Below are 14,593 nucleotides of genomic sequence, written 5' to 3'. Positions count from 1 at the left end.
AGGCGGGCCCTTCCGCTGTCCGGGCACAGGGTGTTGTCCGGTTGTTGTCCGGGTGTTGTCCGTTCGTCGAATCGCTTCCGGGCCGCCCCCACTCTGGTGGAGGCTGTAGCCATGGACCCACGGATCGATCAGGGCTGGGTACCCGCAGCCCCCTTCCACGCACGCTTCAACGAACTCCTCGCCGATGCCGGGCTGCCCTGGCGAGTCCTGGCACTGGCGCTCGACCTGCCCGCTCCCCTGGCCCGACGCCTGACACATGGACAGCCAGGCCGGGACAGGATCCGGGTGCAGGACGCCCAGCGCCTGATGGAGACCAGCGCGGCCGCCCTCAAGTCCCTCGCGAATGAGCAGACCGCCGCACAACCCGTGCGCCGTCGCATCCGTCGGGTGCGCGCCCGCGGCCTGGACAGCGCCGAGATCGCCCGACGCTCCGGCATCACCCGGACCCACCTCGCGACGCTCGAACGAGACTGCCCGCTGCACACCTCTCGCCTGGTCTCCCTGCGCCTCCAGGCGCTGGAGGACGAGCTGGACCATGTGCCCGGCATGGCGCCCACCCGGACCCCCGCCTGAGCAGCATGGACCTGCTGGCCATTCTTGCGCCGCCCGCCGCGGCCGCCACACTCGCCCTGGGGAGCCTGCGCCTGCTGGTCCCCCTCCTGCCCGAACCTGTCCCGTCCCAGGACGACCCGACACCCGGCTGGAGCAAGCCGCCCTATGCACGGTTGGCCTGCCGACGCACCCTGGCCCTGACCGGGGCCGCCGGATTCGGCGCCGGCCTGGTCTGCACCACCCAACCCAGCACCCAGCTGCCCCTGCTGCTGGTGCTGGCCGGACCCACAGCAGCCCTCGTCGTAACAGACCACGAGACCACCTACCTGCCGCTGTGGCTCACCCGCTTCTGCGGCGCACTGACCCTCCTGGGTGGCGCAGCCACGTCCCTCCTGTGCGACGACCCGACAGCCTTCGGCCTGCAACTGCTAGCGGGTGCCCTGGCTGCGGCGTGCTTCTTCTGGCTGGTCTGGCGTGCCGGTGCCGGCCTCGGCTTCGGGGACGTGCGTCTGGCGCCGCTGCTCGGTGCCGGTGCCGCCAGTGCCGGATGGCCGTGCTGGTGGGCTGCCCTCCTCCTCGGCACCGCACTGGGCGCGGTCGTCGGGCTGGGCACCACCCTGTGGCGACGCCAACACCCGCATCCGCTGGGCAGCACCTTCGCCTACGGCCCCAGCCTGTGGCTCGGCCTCTGGTTGGGGCTGCTGCTCACCTGATCCTCCGCACTCGAACATGGCGAGAGCCCCGGTCTCCCGGGGCTCTCGCCATGTTTCATGTTCTTGCTTCGCCAACCGCTCAGTGGGCCGGCAGCGAGGGAACCTCGTCGTCGCCATGGTGGTGCGATTCCTCGATCTCCTCCGCGGTGGGCTTGGCAATCTCGTCGCCCACCAGGAACTTGCTGCCACGTGCCCGCCACTTGCCGACGCCCTCGTCGCCAGCCTCGACCATGTCGTACTGCTTGTGCTGGGTGAGGGTGTAGGCCTCGTCGACGTCGACCGGGACATGCGCCTCGGAGTAGGCGCCCTCGGGGCTGCGCTCGATGATGCCGCTCTCCGAGCCGTGCAGCACACGCTCGGCGTCACGACGCTGCAGCGACAGGCAGATGCGCTTGGTGATCAGGAATGCCACCACCGGGGCGAAGATGACCGCGAAGCGCAGGAACCAGCTGATCGCGTTCAGGCTGACGCTGAAGTGCGTGGCGATGATGTCGTTGGCGCCACCGAGCCAGAACATGGCGTACCAGGTCATTCCGGCCACACCCAGGGCGGTGCGGGTGGGGGCATTGCGCGGGCGGTCCAGCAGGTGGTGCTCCGACTTGTCACCGGTGATCCACTGCTCGATGAAGGGCCACAGCGCCAGACCGGTGAACAGAATGCCCATCAGGCCGACACCGGGAAGGAAGATCTGCCAGCTCCAGGTGGTGCTGCCGATGTGGCTCTCCCAGTTCGGGATGATGCGGATGGCGCCCTCGACCCAGCCCATGTACCAGTCAGGCTGCGAGCCGGCGGTGACCTGAGCGGGGTTGTAGGGGCCGTACTTCCACACCGGGTTGATCTGCATCAGGGCGCCCATCAGCACCGAGACACCGAAGACCACGAAGAAGAAGCCGCCGGCCTTGGCCATGTACACCGGGAAGAGCGGGAAGCCGACGACATTGGTCTCGGTGCGGCCCGGTCCGGGGTACTGGGTGTGCTTGTGGTAGACGATCAGGCTCATGTGCGCGGCCACCAGGCCCAGCAGGATCGCGGGGATCAGCAGGATGTGGGCCATGTACAGGCGGGGAATGATGGCCGTGCCGGGGAACTCACCGTCGAAGATGAAGAACTCGGCCCAGGTGCCGATCAGTGGGATCGAGCGGATCAGGCCGTCGGCGAAGCGCAGGCCGGTGCCGGACAGCAGGTCGTCGGGCAGCGAGTAACCGGCGAAGCCCTCGATCAGGCTGAGGGCCATCAGGCCGACGCCGATCAGCCAGTTGATCTCACGCGGCTTGCGGAAGGCACCGGTGAAGAAGACGCGCAGCATGTGCGCGACGCCACCGGCGATGAACAGGATTGCCGCCCAGTGGTGCACCTGGCGGACCAGCAGGCCGCCCCGGATGTCGAAGCTCAGCGCCAGCGTGGACGCGAAGGCCTCGGACATCGGGATGCCGCGCATCAGCGGGTAGGACCCGTGGTACTCGACCTCGGCCATCGACGGCTTGAACCAGATGGTGAGGAAGATGCCGGTCAGCAGCAGGACGATGAAGGAGTACAGGACGATCTCGCCCAGCAGGAAGCTCCAGTGGTCCGGGAAGACCTTGCGCAGGTTGTGCTTGCCCAGGCGGGCGAAGCCCACGCGGTCGTCGAACCAGGTGTAGGCGCCACCCTTGGGAGCGGCGACGGCGCTAGCCGATGCGGGCTTCGGCTCGAGGTTCTCGGAGTTGCCGGCAACGTCGGCGGGGCGGGCCATCAGTTGTCACCCTTCTTGAAGTCATTGCGGGAATCCCGCTCGAAGTAGCTGGGACCGACCGGCACCGTGAAGTCACTCTTCGCGATGAGGTAGCCCTCGGCGTCGGTCGTGATGGGCAGCTGCGGCAGGGCGCGGGCGGCCGGACCGAAGACGACCAGACCGGAGTCGCCGAGGTCAAAGGTCGACTGGTGGCAGGGGCACAGCAGGTGGTGCGACTTCTGCTCCCACAGGGAGATCGGGCAACCGACGTGGGTGCAGATCTTCGAGTAGGCCAGGATTCCGTTGACCTGCCAGTCCTTGCGGCTCTCGGGAACCTTGATGGAGCTGGGGTCCATCCGGACGATGATCAGGGCCGCCTTGGCCTTGGCGCGCTGGTAGGCCACCGGGTCCTCGTGCATCAGGTGCTCCAGCACCTCGGGCTCAGCGTTGACCAGCTGACCGGTCTCCATGTCGGAGGCCTTGATCGGCTTGTAGGTGATGTCGTTGACCAGCTTGACGCCCTCGGCCCACACCGTCTTCTCGATGGTGGCGGCGCGGGTGCCCTTGCCCGGGTGCGGGCCCATGTCGGCCAGCGTCACGACGGCGGGGATGGCCACCAGGCCGGCGGCACCGGCGAGCATGCCACCGATCACCTTGCGGCGGCCGATGCCGGAGTCACTGACACCCGCCTGCCAGGACTCGGCCATTTCGGCCTGGTCCTCGGGAGTGGAGGCGATCGGGTGACGGACGTCGACGACCTCTTCGTCGTTCATCAGCTGCTTGGCCCAGTGGATGCAGGAGAAGCCGATCAGCAGCACGGCGAGACCGCCGGTCAGGCCGAGCAGCGTGGTCTGCGCATTGGAGTGCAAGGGGCCAAAGTTCAGCACCTCACGCTTGTCCACCGCGAAGTAGATGACGACGAAGGCGAGCGAGCACAGCATCGACAGGCCGAGCATCATGATGACCTGGCGTGCGGCGCGGTTGGCGGCGTGCTGGTTGACGTCGGTCCACCGCTCCACGTGCTCCTCGACCCCCGGGTCTGGGATGGGGTGGTATTCGACCTGGTCCATCTGGTCCGTGGTCTCGAGATCTGTCGACTTCATCGGGCGCGAGCCCCCTTCTTTGCGAGCCACATGGCAACCAGGACGAGACCGCCGATGCCGATGATCCAACCGAACAGGCCCTCGGCCACCGGCCCGAGACCGCCGAGGTCCAGACCGCCGTGCTGCGGCTGCTCCTCGAGCGCCGTCAGGTAGCCGATGACCTGCTGGACGTCCTTGTCAGGAAAAGCGCCCTCGCTGAACAGCGGCATCTGCTGCGGGCCGGTGCGCAGGGCCTCGTAGATGTGCTTGGAGCTGACGCCCTGCAGCGACGGCGCATAGGCGCCGTTGGAGAGGGCGCCACCACGGGCCTCAATGGCGTGGCAGGCGGAACAGTTGGTGCGGAAGAGCTCCCCACCGCGAGCGATCTCCTCATCCGTCAGGCCGGCGGTGGAGTACTTGCTCTGGTCCGGGACGGCGGGGCCGGCGCCCAGCGAGGCGACGTAGGCACCGATCGCGGCGATCTCGGACTCGGAGTACTCCGGTGCGCTGTTGCGCGGGGCCTGGGCAGCGGGCTTGGCCATCGGCATGCGACGGGTGCCCATCTGGAAGTCCACAGCGGCGGCGCCGACGCCGATCAGCGACGGGGCCTGGCTGGTGCCCTCACCATTGAGACCGTGGCAGGAGGAACAGGTGACGTCGTAGAGGCCCTTGCCCTGCACGACCTGCGGATTGGTGTTGCTGTCGGCCACGGACTGCTGGGCCGGGGTGACCACCGAGTACACGGCGCCCATCAGGAACAGGGCGAGCAGCAGGGTCAGTGGCTTGGCCGCCGGGTGCCTGCGTCGCGAGGACAGGAATCGCACTTCGATCGCCTCTCTATGGACTGGGTGGGGTTCAGTTGGGAAGCACGTAGATGACGGCGAACAGGATGATCCAGATCACGTCGACGAAGTGCCAGTAGTAGGAGATGACCATCGCGCTGACGGCCTGCTCATGCGTGAAGGTGCGCGCCATGTAGGTGCGGCCCAGGACGAAGAGGAAGGCGAGGAGGCCTCCGAAGACGTGCAGGCCGTGGAAGCCGGTGGCCAGGAAGAAGGCGGACCAGTACGCATTGGTGCTGATGAAGAAGCCCTCACTGAACAGCGTCGCGTACTCCCAGATCTGGCCGGCGACGAAGACCGAGCCCATGATGAAGGTCAGGATGTACCACTCACGCATGCCCCACTTGGCGATGTTCAGCAGCCCGCTCGAGCGCTTCACCTGACCGTGCTCGGCCTTCAGGACGCCCAGCTGGCAGGCAAAGGAGGACAGCACCAGGATCGAGGTGTTGATCCACGCGAAGGTCTTGCCGAGGTGCTCGGAGTTGGCCGCGAAGAGGTTCTCCTGGCCGGGCAGCGCCTGACCGGTGGTGAACTCACGAATCATGAAGTACGCGGCGAAGAGGGCCGCGAAGAACATCAGCTCGCTCGCGAGCCAGATCCAGGTCCCCAGGGGAACCATGTCTGGCCTCCCCTTCGGCGCGTGCAGGCGCGAAGGAGCGATGGGGTGAACTGCCCCCACGGGCTTGCCGGAAACGGCGCTGGTCGCATGCGGTGAAGTAGCCACGGGAGCATTATTGCCTCAAATCAACCATTTGGCACGTCTGGGGCGAGGCACGGACAAATTGGTCCCGATGCGTGGCACGCAAGGCGGGCGCGGGTGCCGGAGGGGGCGCCGACGGGCGGGTTCCCATCGCCCCGATGCGGGGCGGTAGCATGCAGGCCAAGGCAATCTGCCGTATCACGCGCACCACCGAGGAACAGGAAGACCTGATGAGCGACGAGAACACCAGCGGGCGCACGCTGAAGGTGCTCCTCTACTCCGACGATCGCAGCACGCGCGACAATGTCCGCCTGGCGCTGGGACGACGCATTGCCAGCGACCTGCCGGAGATCGAGATCTTCGACACGGCGACCGCTCCGGCGGTCGTCAAGGCGGCCACCTCGGGCGGCTACGACCTGCTCATTCTCGACGGCGAAGCCGTTCCGCTGGGCGGCATGGGCATCAGCCGTCAGCTCAAGGACGAGATGACCGACTGCCCGCCGATCGTGCTGCTGGTGGCGCGCGCCGCCGATGCGTGGCTCGCCACCTGGTCCAATGCCGATGTCGTCGAGCCGCTGCCGGTGGACCCGATCCGTCTGCCGCGCACCGTGGCCGAGGTCGCCCGCAAGCACCTGGCCGGTGCCCGCGCCTGATGGTCTCCCCCACCTGGCCCGACCTGCTGACCGGTCTCGTCGAGGGACGAGACCTGGGCGCCATCGAGACTGCCTGGGCGATGGACGAGGTCCTGTCCGGCAATGCCACGCCCGTCCAGATCGCCGGATTCGCCGTCGCCCTGCGCGCGAAGGGTGAGACCGTGGAGGAGCTGCGCGGGATGGCCGACGCGATGACCTCGCACGCCACACCCGTAGAGCTCGGCACGGACGCCGTCGACATCGTCGGCTCTGGCGGAGACCGCGCGAACACCGTCAATGTCTCCACCATGGCGGCCGTGACGGCTGCGGCCGCCGGCGCGCGCGTGGTCAAGCACGGCAACCGCGCCGCCTCCTCCATGTGTGGCACCGCGGACTGCCTGGAGGCCCTCGGGGTGCGCCTTGAGGTGGACCCGGCGCGTCAGGCATCAGTCCTGGAGCAGGCCGGCATGGTCTTCCTGTTCGCACCGCTGTACCACCCGTCGCTGAGGCACGCGGCCGCGCCCCGCAAGGAGCTCGGGATCCGCACGCCCTTCAACCTGCTCGGCCCCCTCACCAACCCCGCCCGGCCCGTCGCGCAGGCGATCGGCGTCGCCGACCCGCGAATGGCGGAACTGATGGCCGGTGTCCTGGCGGCCCGCGGTTCCCGAGGGCTGGTCTTCCATGGTGAGGACGGCCTCGACGAGCTGACCACGACCACCCGGAGCCAGGTCTGGATGATTGGTGACGGAAGGGTTCGTCGGACGGAACTGGACCCCGCGGACCTCGGGCTGCAGCCCGCCAGCCCCCAGGACCTCGTCGGGGGGCCCCCGGCGCACAATGCCCAGGTGGCCCGGGACGTCTTTGCGGGACAGACCGGCCCCGTGCGTGACATCGTGCTGGCCAATGCCTCCGCCGCCCTGCTGGCCTTCCGCGGGCTCGACCTGGACCGTGACCTGGCCGAGCAGATGAACGAGTGCCTCGCCGATGCCGGGGCCGTGCTGGACGATGGCCGGGCCAGTGAGACGCTCGCCCGGCTGGTGGACGCGACGAACCGGGCCTAGCAAGATGGTCGGGTGAGATTCCTGACCGAGAAGCCCGGACACGACCTGACCTACAACGACGTCTTCATGGCGCCCAACCGATCCTCGGTGGCCAGCCGGATGGACGTCGACCTGACGTCCACCGACGGCATCGGCACTCCCCTGCCCCTCGTGGTGGCCAACATGACGGCGATCAGTGGGCGCCGAATGGCCGAGACCATCGCCCGTCGTGGCGGCATCGCGATCCTCCCGCAGGACATCCCCACGGACTTCGTCCAGAAGTCCGTGGAACGGGTGAAGTCCGCCCACACCGTCTTCGACACGCCCGTCCGCGTCACGCCGACGACCACGGTCGGGGAGGCGATGGCGCTGCTCGGCAAGCGCGCCCACGGCGTCGTGATCGTCGTGCAGGATGGCACCGCGGTCGGCATCGTCTCCCCCAGCGAGGCCACCGGGGTCGACCGCTTCGCGCAGGTGCACGAGGTGATGACCACGGACCTGACGCTCGTCGACGCCCAGACCAGTCCGAAGGACGTCTTCGACACGCTCAGCGCCCACCACCAGAAGGTGGCCCTGGCTGTCGACGGCGACCAGCTGTTGGGGATCATGACCAGCAAGGCGGCGCTGCGTGCGGCCCTGTACCGGCCCGCCGTCGACCCCCAGGGCTGCCTGATGGTAGGGACCGCCGTCGGCATCAATGGCGATGTCGAGGGACGTGCCCGGGCCCTGCTGGAGGCCCGCAGCGACGTGCTGGTGCTGGACACCGCCCACGGCCACCAGGACAAGATGCTGGAGGCACTGGCCACCGTGGCCCGGGTGCGCGACGAGTTCGCGGCAAGGACCGGGCGTCGCATCCCCATGGTGGCCGGCAATGTGGTCACTCCCCAGGCCGTCCTGGACCTGGCCGATGCCGGGGCTGATGTGCTCAAGGTGGGCGTGGGGCCCGGCGCCATGTGCACCACGCGGATGCAGACCGGCGTCGGCCGGCCGCAGTTCTCGGCGGTGCTGGACTGCGCCGAGGCGGCCCGCTCCATCGGACGGGCCGTGTGGGCCGACGGCGGCGTGCGTCATCCGCGCGATGTGGCGCTCGCCCTGGCCGCCGGCGCCGGCAGCGTGATGGTGGGCTCCTGGTTCGCCGGGACCCACGAGTCCACCGGGGACCTGCTGACCGATGCCACGGGACGCCAGTACAAGGAGTCCTTTGGCATGGCCAGCGCCCGGGCCGTGAAGTCCCGCACCCGGCAACAGTCGGCCTTCGACCGCGCCCGGGCCGCCCTCTTCGAGGAGGGCATCTCCAGCTCCAAGATGTACCTGGACCCGCGACGCCCCGGAGTCGAGGACCTGCTGGACTGGATCACCTCGGGCGTCCGTTCCGCATGCACCTACGCCGGGGCTCGCACCCTGACCGAATTCGCGGACAAGGCCGTCGTGGGGGTCCAGAGCCCGTCCGGCTACGACGAGGGCCGTCCCCTGGCGCAGAGCTGGCAGTGACCCCGAGCCAGGACGGAAAAGCGCCCCACACCATCAGGTGTGGGGCGCTTGCGCGTGCAGTGCAGCGGGCTCAGTGGGCGTAGTCGCCGCGGTAGAACTCGAAGACCCAGCCGGAGACGGCCCAGATGCCGGCGCCGAAGGCCAGGATGGAGATCCACCAGCCGAAGACCGGCCCGAGGAGCATCATCGAGGCCACCAGGGCCACCCAGAAGGGCCAGATGCTGTGCGGGGGGAAGAATCCCAGCGCACCGGCACCATCCGCGATGTTGGCATCCTCGGAGTCAGACAGCGGGTTGTCGTTCTTGGCGCCGACGACGGCGAGGTAGCCGGTGATCATCAGCGACATGGCGGCAGCCAGGGCCAGCACGAAGAAGCCCACCCACTCCTTCTTCGCGAAGATGAAGAAGTAGACCAGGGCGCAGGTCAGGTAGAACAGGCCCAGGAAGCCGAAGATGTTGCGCTCGACCTTCATCGGATCTCACCTGCATTCTTGTTGGCGGAGGACTCGGCGGCCACCATGGCGGCCTGCAGTCCGGTGTCGTGGTGATCGGCCAGCTCGGGGTGGTTGGCGTCGAAAGCCGGGTACGGCGAACGGACGCGGGGCAGCGAGCTGAAGTTGTGCCGCGGCGGCGGGCAACTGGTGGCCCACTCCATGGAGCGGCCCCATCCCCACGGATCGTCGACGGTCACCTTCGGGGTCTTGAAGGACTGGTAGACGTTGATCAGGAAGGGGATGAAGGACACGCCCAGCAAGAAGGACCCGAAGGTCGAGACCTGGTTCAGGAAGGTGAACCCGGTGCCCGGCAGGTAGTCGGCGATGCGACGCTGCATGCCCTCGACGCCCAGCCAGTGCTGGACCAGGAAGGTCAGGTGGAAGCCGATGAACAGCAGCCAGAAGTGCGCCTTGCCCAGGGTTTCGCCCAGCATGTGGCCGGTGATCTTCGGCCACCAGAAGTAGTAGCCGGCGAACATCGCGAAGACGACGGTACCGAAGAGCACGTAGTGGAAGTGGGCAACGACGAAGTAGGTGTCGGAGACGTTGAAGTCCATCGGCGGGCTGGCCAGGATGACGCCGGTCAGGCCGCCGAACAGGAAGGTGGTAAGGAAGCCAATGGCCCAGGTCATGGGCATGTCGAAGCTCAGCGAGCCGCCCCACATGGTGCCGATCCAGTTGAAGAACTTCACGCCCGTCGGGACGGCGATGGTGAAGGTCATGAAACTGAAGAAGGGCAGCGAGACCGCACCGGTCACGAACATGTGGTGGGCCCAGACGGAGACCGACAGGGCACCGATGGAGATGGTCGCGAAGACCAGGCCCACGTAGCCGAAGACGGGCTTGCGGCTGAAGACCGGCAGGACCTCGGTGATGATGCCGAAGAAGGGCAGGGCGATGACGTACACCTCGGGGTGGCCGAAGAACCAGAACAGGTGCTGCCACAGGATCGGGCCACCGCTGGAGGCGTCGAGGATGTGGGAGCCCAGGACACGGTCGCTCTCGAGGACCAACAGACCGGCGGCCAGCACCGGGAAGACCATGATGACCATGATCGAGGTGACCAGGATGTTCCAGGTGAAGATGGGCATCCGGAACATGGTCATACCGGGGACGCGCATGCTGATGATGGTGGTGATGAAGTTCACCGAACCGAGGATCGAGCTCAGGCCCAGCAGGTAAAGACCCATGATCCACAGGTCACCACCGACGCCGGGCGAGTTCAGCGCATTCGACAGCGGCGCGTAGGCGAACCAGCCGAAGGAGGCGGCGCCGTCCGGCGTGAGGAAGCCGGAGCACGCCATCAGCGAGCCGAACAGGTAGAGCCAGTAGGCGAACATGTTCAGACGCGGGAAGGCCACGTCCGGGGCGCCGATCTGCAACGGGACCAGGTAGTTGGCGAAACCAGCGAACAGGGGCGTCGCGAACATCAGCAACATGATCGTGCCGTGCATCGTGAACATCTGGTTGAAGGTCTCATGGGTCATGTACTGCATGCCCGGGCTGGCCAGCTCGGCGCGAATGGCGAGGGCCATCAGGCCACCGATGCCGAAGAAGATGAAGCTGGTGATGAAGTACAGACGGCCGATCTTCTTGTGGTCGGTGGTCGTGAAGTAGTCCATGAACAGGGCGCCCATGGAATGCTCACGACGACGAACCGTCGTGGCGGGGGCGCCCGTCGTGCGGGTCAGGGTGGTCACTTCTTCTCCTCCTTGGCGGGGGCGGACGGCAGGGCGGAGGCGGCCGACGGCGGCTTGCGCTCACCGGTCTGGCCCTTGGCAACCAGCCCCTTCACGTAGGCGTTGTACTCCTCTTCCGTCACGACGTGGACGGTGAAGAGCATGGCGGCGTGGTAGGTGCCGCAGAGTTCGGCGCACTTGCCGTCGAACGTGCCCAGCTTGGTGGGGGTCACGTCGAAGCTGTTCTTGTGGCCGGGGATGACGTCCAGCTTGAAGTACCAGGCCGGGACCCAGAACGAGTGGATGACGTCGGCGGACTCGAGATTGAAACGGATCGGCTTGTTGACCGGCACGTACAGGTCCGGGATCTTCTCGATGGTGCCGACCTCATGGGCGACCGCGCCGATCTTGGCGTTGTCCTGCTCCATGTAGTTGAAGCTCCAGGACCACTTCTGGCCCACGACATTGACCGTGTGCGCCGGCTCCGTCTTGGCCAGCACCCGGTTCTCCGCGCGCACGGTGTAGAAGAACAGCACGATGATGATCAGGAAGGGCACCACGGTGTACAACACCTCGAGCGGCACGTGGTAGCGCGTCTGGCGCGGCACCTGGTTGCCCTCACGACGGCGGAACTTGTACATCGCGTAGAAGATCAGACCCCAGACCATGACACTGATCACCGCACAGGCGATCCAGGCACCGATCCACAGGTCAGACATGAAGGGCGCGCGATCGGAAGCCGGCTCGACCATGCCCATGCGGGACCAGGTACCCCGACCCTCGCCCGTGCTGCACCCGGTCAGACCGAGCAGCAGTGCACCGCCCAGACCGAGCGCCAAGGTCCTGCCGGACCCGCGGCGCCATGCGTTGAGTTCAAGACCCACGTCAATGCCCTTCCACCGTGATGTGCTCCCCCACGTCTCAGAAGAATGGAGGAGTGGGGTCCGTGACCCCGAATTCCTGGCACCCTTGCCGGCCGGGACTCGGTGCACGATGGCGCAGACGGGTCCCCACGGCGGGTTCCGCCCAAAGACTAACCCAAAAACAATCGTCCCGTCGCATCTGTTCTGTGCGACGGGACGACGGGATTTGCCGTGTGACAGGGACTCAGTGGAAGGAGTCCCCACAGGCGCAGGAACCCTGCGCATTGGGGTTGTCAATGGTGAATCCCTGCTTCTCAATGGTGTCGACGAAGTCGATCTTGGCACCCGCGAGGTAGGGGGCGCTCATCTTGTCCGTGACGACATTCACGTCGCCATAGGTCTTGACGACGTCACCGTCGAGCTGGCGCTCGTCGAAGAAGAGCTGGTAGCGCAGGCCGGAGCAGCCGCCGGGCTGCACCGCCACACGCAGGGCCAGGTCGTCTCGACCCTCGGTCTCGAGCAGGGACTTGACCTTGGCGGCAGCCACGTCGGTCAGGACGATGCCGTCGGTGCTCGTCTGGATGGTGATGTCGGTCATGGTGTTCCTCCTGGAAGCCTTGTCAACGATGCTCAACGCCGGCCGGCCGTGCCGTATTCCCGACGAACGCGGCCCACCCTACCCGGGCTCACCAGTGCCACGTACCGGCAATGGTGCGGCAGGCGGCGGTGATGCCGTCCGCGGTCAGTACCTCGGCTTCCCCCTGGTCCTCGGACTGCAGCGCATAGCCCTGCTCGACGCCCATGGTGCGCAGCTCCCGCGCCGAGATCCAGTTGTGCCGGGCCAGCGCCACCACGGGCCGTCCGGCCGACTCGGCGAGCTCGGTCACGACGGGCACCAGGTCCCCGCCCTTGCTGCCGAAGTCCAACTCGTCGTAGCCGGTCACGACGAGGTCTGCCTGCTGCACGGAGTCGGCGAGCCGCGCGTGGCGCGCGACCTCACGAGGTCCGGTGACGATGTCACCACCCAGCGCCAGGACCGCGGCGCCAAGCCCGCCGACCGCGCCGGCTCCCTGCGTGGTCCCGAGAGCGGGATCACCCATGGACGTGCACCAGTCCACCAGCCGTTGGTCTGCCGCGAGCAGCTCTCCCGGGTGGGCGCCGGTGGTGTGCATGGTGGCCGCCGTGATGCCGCGCAGTCCCGTCAGCTGCAATCCGGCCTGCGCCGAGGTGGTCACCAGGTGCAGGCGCAGCCCCCGCAGCCGGGCGTGGCACTGCCGGGTGGCATGCCAGAAGCCCGCTCCCCCATCGCCCCAGGTCCATGCGGGAACCTCCAGCCACAGCTCCGGCAGCGGCAGGCCGTCGTGCTCGGCCCAGGCCAGCAGGGCGGCCACGGACACGCCCAGCCGTTCCGAACTGCTGGGCTCATCCGCTTCCGCGGGGTTCTCGTCGACGAAGCGCAGCGCCATGCCGCCGTCTGCGGCGAAGACCTCCACGTCAGACCAGTCCGTGGGTCCGGCCTGGACCAAGTCCGCCCAGGCGCGGCCGAAGCCCTGGCCCGTCTCGGCGATGGGCACGACGGCGCACTGCGCACCGAGCTCCGCCCAGGCCCGGGCCATGGCGGCCCCGGTCTGGGCGGAGGTCAGGTCTTGGAAGGCGCCCGTGGCGACCAGGACTCGCATCAGCCCGGGATCAATCCCTCGCCATTGCCCTGTTCCTCCAGGAAGGCGCGCACCTCGTCGAGACTGGCCGAGGAATCGGGAATGATCAGGTCGGACTCCACCAGGTCGTCATCGGCCAGCGGCTCACCGGCTCGGACCTGCTCCAGCAGGAGGGCGAGTGAGGACTGCAGGGCCTCCTGGTCGTCCTTCCGCAGGGCATCGGCAACGCGGTCGTCGAGCTCGTTGAGGGATTGCATGGCCTCCGGCGCGACGCGCCACTGGCCTTCGCCCAGGATGCGGACGATCATGACTGGCCCTCCTCGTCGGCGACGGGCTGCTGGGCCGGCTGGGCCTTCGGTGCAGCGGCGCCGCCCTCGATGGCCGGGGCCACCGGCTTGGTGGCCGGGGCGATCTCACCGGAGACCTTGGCCCTCAGGGCAGCCAACTCGTCCTCGACCTGGCTGGTGGAGGCCAGCTGATCCAGCTCACGCGTGATGTCGTCCTTGTAGGTGCCCGAAGGGTCGTCGAGGGTGCCGGAGGCCAGCAGCTCGTCGATGGCACCGGCGCGGGCCTGCATCTCCTGCGTCTTGTCCTCGGCACGCTGGACGGCAAGACCGACGTCGCCCATCTCCTCGCTGATGCCACTGAAGGCCTCGTTTATCCGGGTCTGCGCCTCGGCGGCCGAGTAGGTGGCCTTGATGGTCTCCTTGCGGGTGCGGAAGGCGTCGACCTTCGCCTGCAGCCGGGTGGAGGCGCGCACCAGCTTCTCCTCCTCGCCCTGGAGCTGGGCATGCTGGGCCTGGAGGTCGCCCAGCTGCTGCTGCAGTCCGGACTTGCGGGTGAGTGCCTCGCGGGCCAGGTCCTCTCGGCCCTGCTCCAATGCACGCTGGGCCTGGGTGGTGAGCTTGTCCACCTCGGCGTTGAGCTGCGAGGCCTGCAGTTCGACGCGCTTGCGGCTGGTGGCGACGTCCGCAACACCGCGACGCACCTTCTGCAGCAGGTCGAGCTGACGCTGGTAGGAGTAGTCGAGCGTTTCGCGCGGGTCCTCCGCGCGGTCCAGCGCCTTGTCCGCCTTTGCTCGGAAGATCGTGGAGATCCTCTGAAAAATGCCAGCCATGTGCTTGTCGGTCCTTCCGC

At 67.7% G+C, this 14,593-nt stretch carries 16 protein-coding genes; 5 read left to right on the top strand and 11 right to left on the bottom strand.

The genetic code is table 11. The annotated features are described in order from the left end of the window. The first annotated feature begins 111 nt into the window (after nt 1-111). On the top strand, nt 112-573 hold the full coding sequence (locus EDD41_RS14005; protein WP_123576324.1) for a hypothetical protein: 462 nt from the start codon (nt 112-114) through the stop codon (nt 571-573). 5 nt (nt 574-578) lie between these two features. Beyond that, nucleotides 579-1,265 (top strand): A24 family peptidase, encoded by a 687-nt coding sequence (locus EDD41_RS14000; protein WP_123576323.1) that lies wholly within the window; start codon nt 579-581, stop codon nt 1,263-1,265. Between the two features lie 79 nt (nt 1,266-1,344). On the opposite strand, the gene qcrB is transcribed toward EDD41_RS14000, so the two are convergent. The 4 genes from qcrB to ctaE are packed head-to-tail and all read right to left on the bottom strand — an operon-like array spanning nt 1,345 to nt 5,579. Further along, complete coding sequence (qcrB, locus tag EDD41_RS13995) at nt 1,345-2,997, bottom strand: cytochrome bc1 complex cytochrome b subunit (RefSeq protein ID WP_123576322.1); 1,653 nt, start codon at nt 2,995-2,997, stop codon at nt 1,345-1,347. Continuing rightward, nucleotides 2,997-4,109, bottom strand: coding sequence for a cytochrome bc1 complex Rieske iron-sulfur subunit (gene qcrA / locus EDD41_RS13990; protein WP_425454337.1), 1,113 nt, complete (start codon nt 4,107-4,109; stop codon nt 2,997-2,999). The genes qcrB and qcrA overlap by 1 nt, the downstream gene beginning before the upstream one ends. Further along, the gene (qcrC, locus tag EDD41_RS13985; protein WP_094766158.1) at nt 4,076-4,882 is read right to left on the bottom strand and encodes a cytochrome bc1 complex diheme cytochrome c subunit; all 807 of its coding nucleotides are present in this window, start codon (nt 4,880-4,882) and stop codon (nt 4,076-4,078) included. The genes qcrA and qcrC overlap by 34 nt, the downstream gene beginning before the upstream one ends. A 31-nt stretch (nt 4,883-4,913) precedes the next feature. After that, complete coding sequence (gene ctaE / locus EDD41_RS13980) at nt 4,914-5,579, bottom strand: cytochrome c oxidase subunit 3 (RefSeq protein WP_484177317.1); 666 nt, start codon at nt 5,577-5,579, stop codon at nt 4,914-4,916. Nucleotides 5,580-5,830: 251 nt separating this feature from the next. Between ctaE and EDD41_RS13975 the strand changes: the two genes are divergently transcribed. The 3 genes from EDD41_RS13975 to EDD41_RS13965 are packed head-to-tail and all read left to right on the top strand — an operon-like array spanning nt 5,831 to nt 8,763. Beyond that, entirely contained in the window at nt 5,831-6,253 is a 423-nt protein-coding gene (locus tag EDD41_RS13975) for a response regulator transcription factor (RefSeq protein ID WP_123577127.1), read from the top strand. After that, nucleotides 6,253-7,293 (top strand): anthranilate phosphoribosyltransferase, encoded by a 1,041-nt coding sequence (gene trpD / locus EDD41_RS13970; RefSeq protein ID WP_094766159.1) that lies wholly within the window; start codon nt 6,253-6,255, stop codon nt 7,291-7,293. The genes EDD41_RS13975 and trpD overlap by 1 nt, the downstream gene beginning before the upstream one ends. Before the next feature lie 12 nt (nt 7,294-7,305). Continuing rightward, nucleotides 7,306-8,763, top strand: a complete 1,458-nt coding sequence (locus EDD41_RS13965; RefSeq protein WP_123576320.1) for a GuaB1 family IMP dehydrogenase-related protein — start codon at nt 7,306-7,308, stop codon at nt 8,761-8,763. Between the two features lie 70 nt (nt 8,764-8,833). Here EDD41_RS13965 and EDD41_RS13960 read toward each other — a convergent pair whose 3' ends face one another. The 7 genes from EDD41_RS13960 to EDD41_RS13930 form a co-directional block, all read right to left on the bottom strand. Continuing rightward, nucleotides 8,834-9,235 (bottom strand): cytochrome c oxidase subunit 4, encoded by a 402-nt coding sequence (locus EDD41_RS13960; RefSeq protein ID WP_094766161.1) that lies wholly within the window; start codon nt 9,233-9,235, stop codon nt 8,834-8,836. After that, nucleotides 9,232-10,893 carry an aa3-type cytochrome oxidase subunit I gene (ctaD, locus tag EDD41_RS13955; RefSeq protein WP_123577125.1) on the bottom strand — a complete coding sequence of 554 codons (1,662 nt, stop codon included), beginning with the start codon at nt 10,891-10,893 and terminating at the stop codon, nt 9,232-9,234. Before ctaD ends, EDD41_RS13960 begins: the two co-directional genes overlap by 4 nt. Before the next feature lie 59 nt (nt 10,894-10,952). Then, a complete protein-coding gene (gene ctaC, locus EDD41_RS13950; protein WP_484177315.1) occupies nt 10,953-11,819 on the bottom strand; it encodes a cytochrome c oxidase subunit II in 867 nt (288 codons plus the stop codon). 223 nt (nt 11,820-12,042) lie between these two features. Further along, the gene (locus EDD41_RS13945) at nt 12,043-12,396 is read right to left on the bottom strand and encodes a HesB/IscA family protein (RefSeq protein WP_094766162.1); all 354 of its coding nucleotides are present in this window, start codon (nt 12,394-12,396) and stop codon (nt 12,043-12,045) included. An 88-nt stretch (nt 12,397-12,484) separates the two neighbouring features. Beyond that, entirely contained in the window at nt 12,485-13,477 is a 993-nt protein-coding gene (locus tag EDD41_RS13940) for a glycerate kinase (protein WP_123576319.1), read from the bottom strand. Then, nucleotides 13,477-13,764 (bottom strand): PspA-associated protein PspAA, encoded by a 288-nt coding sequence (pspAA, locus tag EDD41_RS13935; RefSeq protein ID WP_123576318.1) that lies wholly within the window; start codon nt 13,762-13,764, stop codon nt 13,477-13,479. Before pspAA ends, EDD41_RS13940 begins: the two co-directional genes overlap by 1 nt. Then, nucleotides 13,761-14,573 carry a PspA/IM30 family protein gene (locus EDD41_RS13930; RefSeq protein ID WP_123576317.1) on the bottom strand — a complete coding sequence of 271 codons (813 nt, stop codon included), beginning with the start codon at nt 14,571-14,573 and terminating at the stop codon, nt 13,761-13,763. Before EDD41_RS13930 ends, pspAA begins: the two co-directional genes overlap by 4 nt. Nucleotides 14,574-14,593: the final 20 nt, after the last annotated feature.

It is taken from the genome of Luteococcus japonicus, from assembly GCF_003752415.1.
GTDB classification, from domain to species: Bacteria; Actinomycetota; Actinomycetes; order Propionibacteriales; family Propionibacteriaceae; genus Luteococcus; species Luteococcus japonicus.
This window is presented reverse-complemented; position numbering and strand designations above follow the sequence as displayed.

Bases quoted from the DNA above. Each gene is read 5' to 3' on its own strand.
- EDD41_RS14005 (WP_123576324.1), top strand. From the start codon at position 112: ATGGACCCACGGATCGATCAGGGCTGGGTACCCGCAGCCCCCTTCCAC.
- EDD41_RS14000 (WP_123576323.1), top strand. From the start codon at position 579: ATGGACCTGCTGGCCATTCTTGCGCCGCCCGCCGCGGCCGCCACACTC.
- qcrB (WP_123576322.1), bottom strand. From the start codon at position 2,997: ATGGCCCGCCCCGCCGACGTTGCCGGCAACTCCGAGAACCTCGAGCCG.
- EDD41_RS13975 (WP_123577127.1), top strand. From the start codon at position 5,831: ATGAGCGACGAGAACACCAGCGGGCGCACGCTGAAGGTGCTCCTCTAC.
- trpD (WP_094766159.1), top strand. From the start codon at position 6,253: ATGGTCTCCCCCACCTGGCCCGACCTGCTGACCGGTCTCGTCGAGGGA.
- EDD41_RS13960 (WP_094766161.1), bottom strand. From the start codon at position 9,235: ATGAAGGTCGAGCGCAACATCTTCGGCTTCCTGGGCCTGTTCTACCTG.
- ctaD (WP_123577125.1), bottom strand. From the start codon at position 10,893: ATGGGCGCCCTGTTCATGGACTACTTCACGACCACCGACCACAAGAAG.
- EDD41_RS13945 (WP_094766162.1), bottom strand. From the start codon at position 12,396: ATGACCGACATCACCATCCAGACGAGCACCGACGGCATCGTCCTGACC.
- EDD41_RS13940 (WP_123576319.1), bottom strand. From the start codon at position 13,477: ATGCGAGTCCTGGTCGCCACGGGCGCCTTCCAAGACCTGACCTCCGCC.
- pspAA (WP_123576318.1), bottom strand. From the start codon at position 13,764: ATGATCGTCCGCATCCTGGGCGAAGGCCAGTGGCGCGTCGCGCCGGAG.
- EDD41_RS13930 (WP_123576317.1), bottom strand. From the start codon at position 14,573: ATGGCTGGCATTTTTCAGAGGATCTCCACGATCTTCCGAGCAAAGGCG.